This is a genomic window from Rivihabitans pingtungensis (assembly GCF_003201855.1).
Lineage (GTDB): Bacteria > Pseudomonadota > Gammaproteobacteria > Burkholderiales > Aquaspirillaceae > Rivihabitans > Rivihabitans pingtungensis.
This window is the reverse complement of the sequence record NZ_QJKI01000007.1, coordinates 142,031-150,178: the sequence shown is the minus strand read 5'-3', so window position 1 is coordinate 150,178 and position 8,148 is coordinate 142,031. Positions and strand designations below refer to the sequence as shown.

The 8,148-nt window shown below is 60.0% G+C and carries 5 protein-coding genes; all 5 read left to right on the top strand.

The genetic code is table 11. The features are described from left to right. Window positions 1–48 precede the first annotated feature (48 nt). The 5 genes from DFR34_RS07685 (at window position 49) to DFR34_RS07665 (ending at window position 8,109) form a co-directional block, all read left to right on the top strand. The gene (locus DFR34_RS07685) at window positions 49–927 is read left to right on the top strand and encodes an acyltransferase family protein (RefSeq protein ID WP_110390564.1); all 879 of its coding nucleotides are present in this window, start codon (window positions 49–51) and stop codon (window positions 925–927) included. 114 nt (window positions 928–1,041) lie between these two features. Next, on the top strand, window positions 1,042–1,959 hold the full coding sequence (locus DFR34_RS07680) for an AEC family transporter (protein WP_211309330.1): 918 nt from the start codon (window positions 1,042–1,044) through the stop codon (window positions 1,957–1,959). Window positions 1,960–2,232: 273 nt separating this feature from the next. Continuing rightward, window positions 2,233–3,999: a PHA/PHB synthase family protein gene (locus DFR34_RS07675; protein WP_110390563.1), complete on the top strand. Its 1,767-nt coding sequence runs from the start codon at window positions 2,233–2,235 to the stop codon at window positions 3,997–3,999. 76 nt (window positions 4,000–4,075) lie between these two features. After that, the gene (locus tag DFR34_RS07670; protein ID WP_110390562.1) at window positions 4,076–5,257 is read left to right on the top strand and encodes an acetyl-CoA C-acetyltransferase; all 1,182 of its coding nucleotides are present in this window, start codon (window positions 4,076–4,078) and stop codon (window positions 5,255–5,257) included. Between the two features lie 269 nt (window positions 5,258–5,526). Continuing rightward, window positions 5,527–8,109, top strand: coding sequence for an EAL domain-containing protein (locus DFR34_RS07665; protein WP_245906835.1), 2,583 nt, complete (start codon window positions 5,527–5,529; stop codon window positions 8,107–8,109). Window positions 8,110–8,148: the final 39 nt, after the last annotated feature.

Here is an 8,148-nt window from a genome sequence, read left to right as displayed (position 1 = left end):
GCCCATTCTTCGTCGCTGACATCGGATGGGTAAGGTTTGCGGTTTTCCATGGGGCTTGGATTTTACCGCTATGGGATAGTTCAGAACAGGCTCTATGCATTTCATGTGCTGCATCTGGGCGAGATGGATCCCTGGGTGAAGAACAGCCCGCTGCGTTTTGTCTACAATATTTTCTTGGTCAACTCGCTGGGTTTTGACAATGACCTGGGCTGGAATGCCCCCGCCTGGAGCATCAGTGTCGAGTTTTATACCTACATTGTGTTCTTCTTTTTTGTGCTGCTGCTGCGGCCCGTATACAAACCGGTGTTTTCCCTGATCCTGTCCGTGCTGAGTTATGCGGTACTGGTGTATGTGGCCCGAGACGATCCCCATACGCTGTTGTATACGTATAAATACGGAATCTTCCGCTGTATGGGTGGGTTTTTCCTGGGGATGTTTGTCTATCACCTGTCACAACGCTCGCGCATTCAGCTCAAGGCATTCCCCGCCTCCCTGATTGAAGTGGCGCTGTTGCTGATTGCCTGTGCCCTGATTGCTGAATCGCACCATAAAGCCATGCAGTTACCTGTCTTTCCGGTGTTTGCGGTCATTGTGTATGTGCTGTCCATTCAAGATGTCGGCGTGGTCAGCCGCTTTTTGAAAATGAAATGGATGGTGTTGCTGGGTACGTTGTCTTATTCGATCTATATGATTCACATGCTGGTTTTTGTTCTGACTGCCAATATCTGGCAATACGTACTAAAACTGCCTGTGTCGTCGATGACACACCGCGAAGGCGGCTCACCATTCAAGGTGATTGATACCCCTTATGCGGATCTGATCAACCTGGGTTTGATTGCTCTGGTGATCGTGATTTCGTATTTTGTCTATCACCGCTTTGAATCGATCTTTCGCGACTACTTCCGCCGCCTGGCCTTGCGCCGCTGAGCGCCGCCGCGAGCGCGAACCCATCAAACGCCCGCACAGGTTTGCCTGTACGGGCGTTTTGCCATGGCGCGCTGGCGCGGGTACATTTTCAGCTTCTGTCTGACATGGGCCGTCATGGCCCGGCTTATTTTTTCCATGCTCGCCATCGCCCTGATCCTGCTGCCTGATTTTTCACTGATTCTGCTCGGCCTGCTGCTGCGCCGCCGTTTTGCCTACCCGGCCGAGTTCTGGGGGCATCTGGAGCGGCTGGTGTATTACCTGATGTTTCCGGCCTTGCTGTTTCGCGCGGTGTCGCGCACCGAGCTGGACATCGCCCCGGCGCTGGATATGTTTATCGCCGGCTTTGGTTTTAGCCTGGTGGGCATTGCCCTGGGCGTGCTGGGGCGCTGGCTGCTCAAGCCGGATGGGCGGGTGTTCGCCAGCTGCGTGCAAACCGGGTTTCGCTTCAATACCTATATTGGTCTGGCGGTGGTGGATCGCTTGTCCGGACACGCCGGCATTGCCTCGTTTGCCGTGCTGATCGGGGTGATGGTGCCGTGGGTAAACGCGGTGTCGGTGTGGTTTCTGGCCCGTCAGGGCGGCGCGTCGGTGTGGCGCGAGCTGGCGAAAAATCCGCTGATTGTCGCCACGCTCAGTGGCTTCATCGTCAGTCTGTTTGGCCTGCCTTTGCCGGGCGAAGTGAATCATGTGCTGGACTTGCTGGCCGCCGCCGCCTTGCCGCTGGGTTTGCTGTCGGTGGGGGCCGGGTTGCGCGCCGAAGGGCTGCGCGCCTCTTTGCCGCTGGTGAATTACTTTACCTTTGTCAAACTGGTGGCCTTGCCGGCGGCGGCATGGGGCCTGGCGCTGCTGCTGGGGCTCAAGGGCTTGTATTTTCAGTCGGTACTGGTGCTGGCGGCGCTGCCGACTGCGTCTTCGGCTTATATTCTGGCGGTGCGCATGGGCGGCGATGGCCGTACGGTGGCCACCATCATCACGGTGAATGTGTTTGTGGCGATGGTGACCTTGCCGCTGTGGCTGGGCCTGGCCTTGTGAGCGGGTTTTGGCGCGCCGGCGGTGCTGCGCGCGCAAACGTAAAAACCCTGGCCGCAATGCAACAATTTTTCACGAAACCGTGATAAGTTAATGTCATCGGTGCTTCGTGCACTGACACAAGCAGACAGGGGCAAGCATAACAAGACCCCGAACGCGCAGGTTCAATCATCCAGCGCCCGGCGACGCAGCTGCCCGGGTGTGGTGTTACACGACGGACATACCCCCGAATCCGCGCCCGGCGCGGAGGAACCACCAAGAAGAGGAAGATAGGTCATGAGTCAAGATAAGCAAGGCCCGTCGCTGGAGTCGTTTTTCTCCAGCATTTCGGACGCCAATCGCAAGCTGATGGAGCAATTCGTCGGCAACTTTGCGGGCATGAAGCTGCCGGATGGCGAGCTTAACCCGTTTGTCAGCATGTGGGGCGCTGCCGCCAAGAGCGCATCGCAACTGGTGGAAATGCAGACCAATCTGTACCAGCAGCAGATGAATCTGTGGATGAACTTCCTCGGCCAGAAAGTGCCGGGTGTCGTCAGCCCTGATCCGTCCGACAAGCGTTTTGCCGCCGCCGAGTGGAATGACCATCCCTTCTTCAACCTGCTCAAGCAAAATTACCTGTTTGCCTCCAAGTGGCTGACCGAAATGGTGGATGGTGTGCCCATCGACGCCCACCAGAAGGAGCGCATGAGCTTCTTCACCAAGCAGTATCTGGATGCGCTGAGCCCGACCAACTTTGCCATGACCAACCCGGAAGTGCTCAAGCGCGCCATCGAAACCAAGGGAGAGAGCCTGGTCGAAGGCATGAAGCACATGATGGCCGACATGGAAAAGGGCTACATTTCCATGTCTGACGAATCCAAGTTCGAGATCGGCAAGAACATCGCCGCCACGCCGGGTTCGGTGATCTTCCGCAATGAGCTGATCGAGCTGATCCAGTACACCCCGACCACCGAAAAAGTGTACGAACGCCCGCTGCTGATCATCCCGCCGTGCGTGAACAAGTACTACCTGATGGACCTGGGCCCGGATAACTCCATGGTGCGCCACTTCGTCAGCCAGGGTTACACCGTGTATCTGGTGTCGTGGAAATCCGCCGACCGCGAGATGAAGCATTTCACCTGGGACACCTACATCGACAAGGGCGCCATCGCCGCCATCGACACCGTGCGCAAGATCAGCAAGCAGGACAAGATCAATGTCCTGGGCTTCTGCATCGGCGGCGTGATCCTCAACACCACGCTGTGTGTGCTCAAGGATCGTGGCCTGGACTGGGTGGAATCGGCCACCTTCATGACCTCGCTGGTGGATCACACCGATCCGGGCGAGATCCGCATGTACATCGACGAAAACCTGATCCGCAGCCGCGAAACCAAGGTGGCCGCTGGTGGTATCGTCTCTGGCAAGGAAATCGGCCAGACCTTCGCCAGCCTGCGCGCCAATGATCTGGTGTGGAACTACGTGGTCAACAACTACCTGCTGGGCAAAACCCCGCCGCCGTTTGACCTCTTGTACTGGAACAACGACTCGGTGGACCTGCCGCTGCCGATGCATACCTTCTTCCTGAAGGAGTTCTACCTGAACAACGCCCTGACCAAGAAGGGCGCCATCACCCTGTGCGGCGTGCCGATTGACGTGTCCACCATCGACCTGCCGTTGTATATCTTTGCCGCCCGCGAAGACCACATCGTGCCCTGGGCCTCGGCCTACGATGGCCTGAAGTACCTGACCGGCGCCAAGGACAAGCGCTATGTGCTGGGCGCGTCCGGCCACATCGCCGGCGCCATCAACCCGGTGACCAAGAACAAGCGCAACTACTGGGTGAATGACAAGCAGCCGGCCACCGCCAAGGAATGGTTCGACGGCGCTGAATCGCGTCCGGGCAGCTGGTGGCAAGACTGGGATCAATGGCTTGCCCCGCGCTCTGGTGCTCAGGTGGCTGCACCCAAGACCCCGGGCAACAAGGACTTCAAGCCGTTGTGCGCGGCGCCGGGCACCTTTGTGCTGGCCCGCTCCATGCCGCAAACCGCCGCCATGATGGCCTAAGCCCAGGCGAAATCACTGTTTTCCCGCATCATGCGCCGGCCTTTGGCCGGCGCGACCCCTGTTTCTGGAGAAAGTCATGCAAGAAGTTGTCATCGTCGCTGCAACCCGCACCGCCATCGGCTCGTTTGGCGGCAGCCTGGCCAAAATCAGCGCCCCGGATCTGGGCGCCATCGTGATCAAGTCCCTGCTGGAACAAACCGGCGTGGCCCCGGAAGCGGTCAGCGAAGTGATCCTCGGTCAGGTGCTGACCGCTGGCGTTGGCCAGAACCCGGCCCGTCAGGCGCTGATCAAGGCTGGCCTGCCGGTGACCACCCCGGCTTCCACCCTGAACGTGGTGTGTGGCTCCGGCCTGCGCGCCACCCACCTGGCGGCGCAAGCCATCGCCAATGGCGACGCGGAAATCGTGATTGCCGGCGGTCAGGAAAACATGTCGATGTCCCCGCACATCCTGCCGGGCTCGCGCGACGGCTTCCGCATGGGCAATGCCCAACTGGTGGACACCATGGTGTACGACGGCTTGACCGACGCCTACAACCAGTACCACATGGGCATCACCGCCGAAAACATCGCCGCCAAGTATGAAATCAGCCGCGACGAACAAGACCAACTGGCCGTCACCTCGCAAAACCGTGCCGAAGCCGCCCAGAAGGCCGGCAAGTTTGCCGACGAAATCACCCCGGTGCTGATTCCGCAGCGCAAGGGCGACCCGGTTGCCTTCGTCAACGATGAATTCATCAAGCACGGCGCCACCCTGGAAGGCCTGGGCAAGCTGCGCGCCGCCTTCAAGAAGGACGGCACTGTCACCGCCGGCAACGCCTCGGGCATCAACGACGGCGCTGCCGCCGTGCTGATGATGAGCGCCGCCAAGGCCGCCGAGCTGGGCCTGACCCCGATGGCCCGCGTGGCTGGCTACGCGCTGTCGGGCTGCGCCCCGGAAATCATGGGCATGGGCCCGGTCAGCGCCTCGCAAAAAGCCCTGGCCAAGGCTGGCTGGGCGGTGGAAGACCTGGATCTGGTGGAAGCCAACGAAGCCTTTGCCGCGCAAGCGCTGGGCGTGACCCGCGAACTGAAGTGGGACCTGAACAAGGTCAACGTCAACGGTGGCGCCATTGCCCTGGGCCACCCGATTGGCGCGTCTGGCTGCCGCGTGCTGGTGACCCTGCTGCACGAAATGCAGCGCCGTGACGCCAAGAAGGGCCTGGCCACGCTGTGCATCGGCGGCGGCATGGGCGTTGCCCTGGCGGTCGAACGCGCCTGAGCCTGTCCCCTGCAAGGTGTGTAGCAAAAACCCTGTTCCGCCAGTCGGAACAGGGTTTTTTATTGTCAGCCTGTGTGCTTGACGGCCAATCAAACGCATGAAACCATGCTGCGCTGCAAGACAGTATTTTTTGACAGTACCGGTCAAACAGGCAATCATGCCCAAATCGGATTGAGGCATATTGGGTTTGACCAGAAGCATGTGGCGGAGGCCGGAATGACAGCGTGGCATGACATCACGACAGTGCAGGTTCTGGACAGGATGCCATCGTGTCACTCGCATTGACCATCCCCATTCCTGAGCCATTCACCGACGCTTCACTTGGAGAGCTTCCTGCAGTGCCCGTCCGTCGCACCATCGAGCAAATCATTTCCCCGCGCATTTTTTCCTGCCAGCCTGAAACCAGTGTGGTTGAGGCAGCCCGCTTGATGCGTGAGGCCGCCTGCGGCTCGCTGCTGGTGATCGAAGACACCCGCGCGGTAGGCATCTGGACCGAAACCGACGCCTTGCGGCTGAATTTTGCTGATCCCGCCACCTTTGAGCTGTCGGTACGCGACGTGATGAGCTGGCCGGTAAAAACCATCCCGGTAGACACCACCTTCAACGATGCCGCCGTGTTGTTCAAGCGCCATGGCGTGCGCCATTATCTGGTGGTGGACGATCAGGGCGGTTATCGCGGCATCCTGTCGCAAAGCGATATCGTGCTGAATCAGGGCGCTGAGTTCTTTCTCAAACTCAAGCACCTGGACACCATCCTCGACCCCGAGCGCCGCCCGCTGATGACCTCGGCCGATACGCCGCTGCACGAGGCCATCAGCCTGATGCGCGAACAGCATGTCGAAGCACTGCTGGTGTGCTACCCGGACAGTGATTACGGCATTCTCACCCAGCGCGACGTGGTGCGTCTGCTGGCGGAAAAAACCTCCCACCTGCCGGTGGGCGCGGTGGCCAGCCATCCCATCATCAGTGTGCCCAAGCAAACCAGCCTGTATTACGCGCGCAAGCTGCTGGCGGAAAAACACATCCGCCACCTGGGCGTGCTGGATCGGGGCGAACTGGCCGGGGTGATCAGTTTTTCCGACATTCTCACCAGTATCGAGCACGAATACGTCAACGAGCTGCAATACGCGCTGAAAGAGCGCGACGAAGCGCTGCAGATTTCCCGGCAAAACCTGCGCATGGCCGACAAGGTGTTTGAATCCACCCTGGAAGGCATCATGATCACCGACGCCAACGGCGTCATCGAAACCGTCAACCCGGCGTTTTCGCGCATTACCGGCTATCGCAAGTCCGAAGTGGTCGGCCGCAACGCTCGCATTCTGTCCTCCGGCAAGCAGCCCCCCGAGTTTTATCGCCACCTGTGGATCAGCTTGCGCGAAAACGGCTTCTGGCAGGGCGAGCTGTGGAACCGCTGCAAAAATGGCACGCTGTTTCACGAATACCTGACCATCACCGGCATCAAGGACGAAACCGGCCACTATTCGCACTTTGCCGGCATCTTCACCGACATCACCCAGCGCAAAATCGCTGAAGAACGCCTGCACTTTCTGGCCAACCATGACCCGCTCACCGGCCTGCCCAACCGCACGCTATTCATGGAGCGCCTGTTGCTGGCCACCCAGCGTGCGCAGCGCGAAGGCAGCAAGATCGGCCTGATGTTCATTGATCTGGACCGCTTCAAGTACATCAACGACACCATGGGCCATGCCGCGGGCGACAAGCTGCTGACCGAAATCGCCGAGCGGCTGAAAAGCACGCTGCGTGAATGCGACACCGTGGCGCGGCTGGGCGGCGATGAGTTTACCGTGATTCTGGAGAATATCTCCGACGTCCAGCATGTGGCCAAGATCGCCAAGAAACTGGTGTCCAAGCTCAATGGCATCGTCAAGATCGAACAGCAGGAGGTGTTTGTCACCGCCTCGATTGGCATTGCCATCTTCCCCGAGGATGGCGAAGCGCCCGAAACCCTGCTGATGAACGCCGACACGGCGATGTATCGGGCCAAGGAGCGCGGCAAGAACAACTTTCAGTTCTTCACCTCGGACATGAACACCTCGACCATGGAGCGCATGCGCCTGGAAAACAGCCTGCACGCCGCGCTGTCGCGCAGCGAGCTCTTGCTGCACTACCAGCCCAAGCTCAAGCTGGACACGGGCGAGCTGTTTGGCTACGAGGCGCTGATCCGCTGGAATCACCCGCAGATGGGCATGGTGTCGCCGGCGCAGTTTATTCCGATTGCGGAAGATTCTTCGCTGATCGTGCCGATTGGCGACTGGGTATTGCACACCGCCTGCGCGCAGGCGCGGCGTTGGCTGGATCGTGGGGACTTGCTTGGGCGCATGGCGGTGAATATCTCGCATCGCCAGCTCAAGCTGGCCAATCTGGTGGACAGCGTGCACAGCGCGCTGCAACACAGCGGCCTGCCAGCGGAATGCCTGGAGCTGGAAATCACCGAAAGCATGGCGATGGACACCACGCAGGAAACGCTGGACACCCTGGTGCGCCTGCGTGAAATGGGCGTGCACCTGACCATCGACGACTTTGGCACTGGCTATTCTTCGCTGTCTTATCTGCGCAAGCTGCCGATTGACGGCCTGAAGATCGACCGCTCTTTTGTGGCTGGCGTGGTGCAAGAGCCCGGTGATGCCGCCATCACCCGCGCCATCATCTCGCTGGCCGCCAGTCTGGGGCTGGCGGTGACCGCCGAGGGCATCGAAGAAGCCAGTCAGCTGGCCTTTTTGCGCGAGCAGGGCTGCCCGTTTGGCCAGGGCTATTTTTATTGCCGGCCGATGGACGTCGCCCGGCTGGACGACTGGCTGGCGGCGCGCCGGCGCGAGTTGGCGGCGCACTGAGCGGGGCGACGCCCGCCAAGCGCGGCGCGGCAGGGACTG

Coding starts and splice junctions, on each gene's coding strand:
- DFR34_RS07680 (WP_211309330.1), top strand. CDS start 1,042: ATGGCCCGGCTTATTTTTTCCATGCTCGCCATCGCCCTGATCCTGCTG.
- DFR34_RS07685 (WP_110390564.1), top strand. CDS start 49: ATGGGGCTTGGATTTTACCGCTATGGGATAGTTCAGAACAGGCTCTAT.
- DFR34_RS07675 (WP_110390563.1), top strand. CDS start 2,233: ATGAGTCAAGATAAGCAAGGCCCGTCGCTGGAGTCGTTTTTCTCCAGC.
- DFR34_RS07670 (WP_110390562.1), top strand. CDS start 4,076: ATGCAAGAAGTTGTCATCGTCGCTGCAACCCGCACCGCCATCGGCTCG.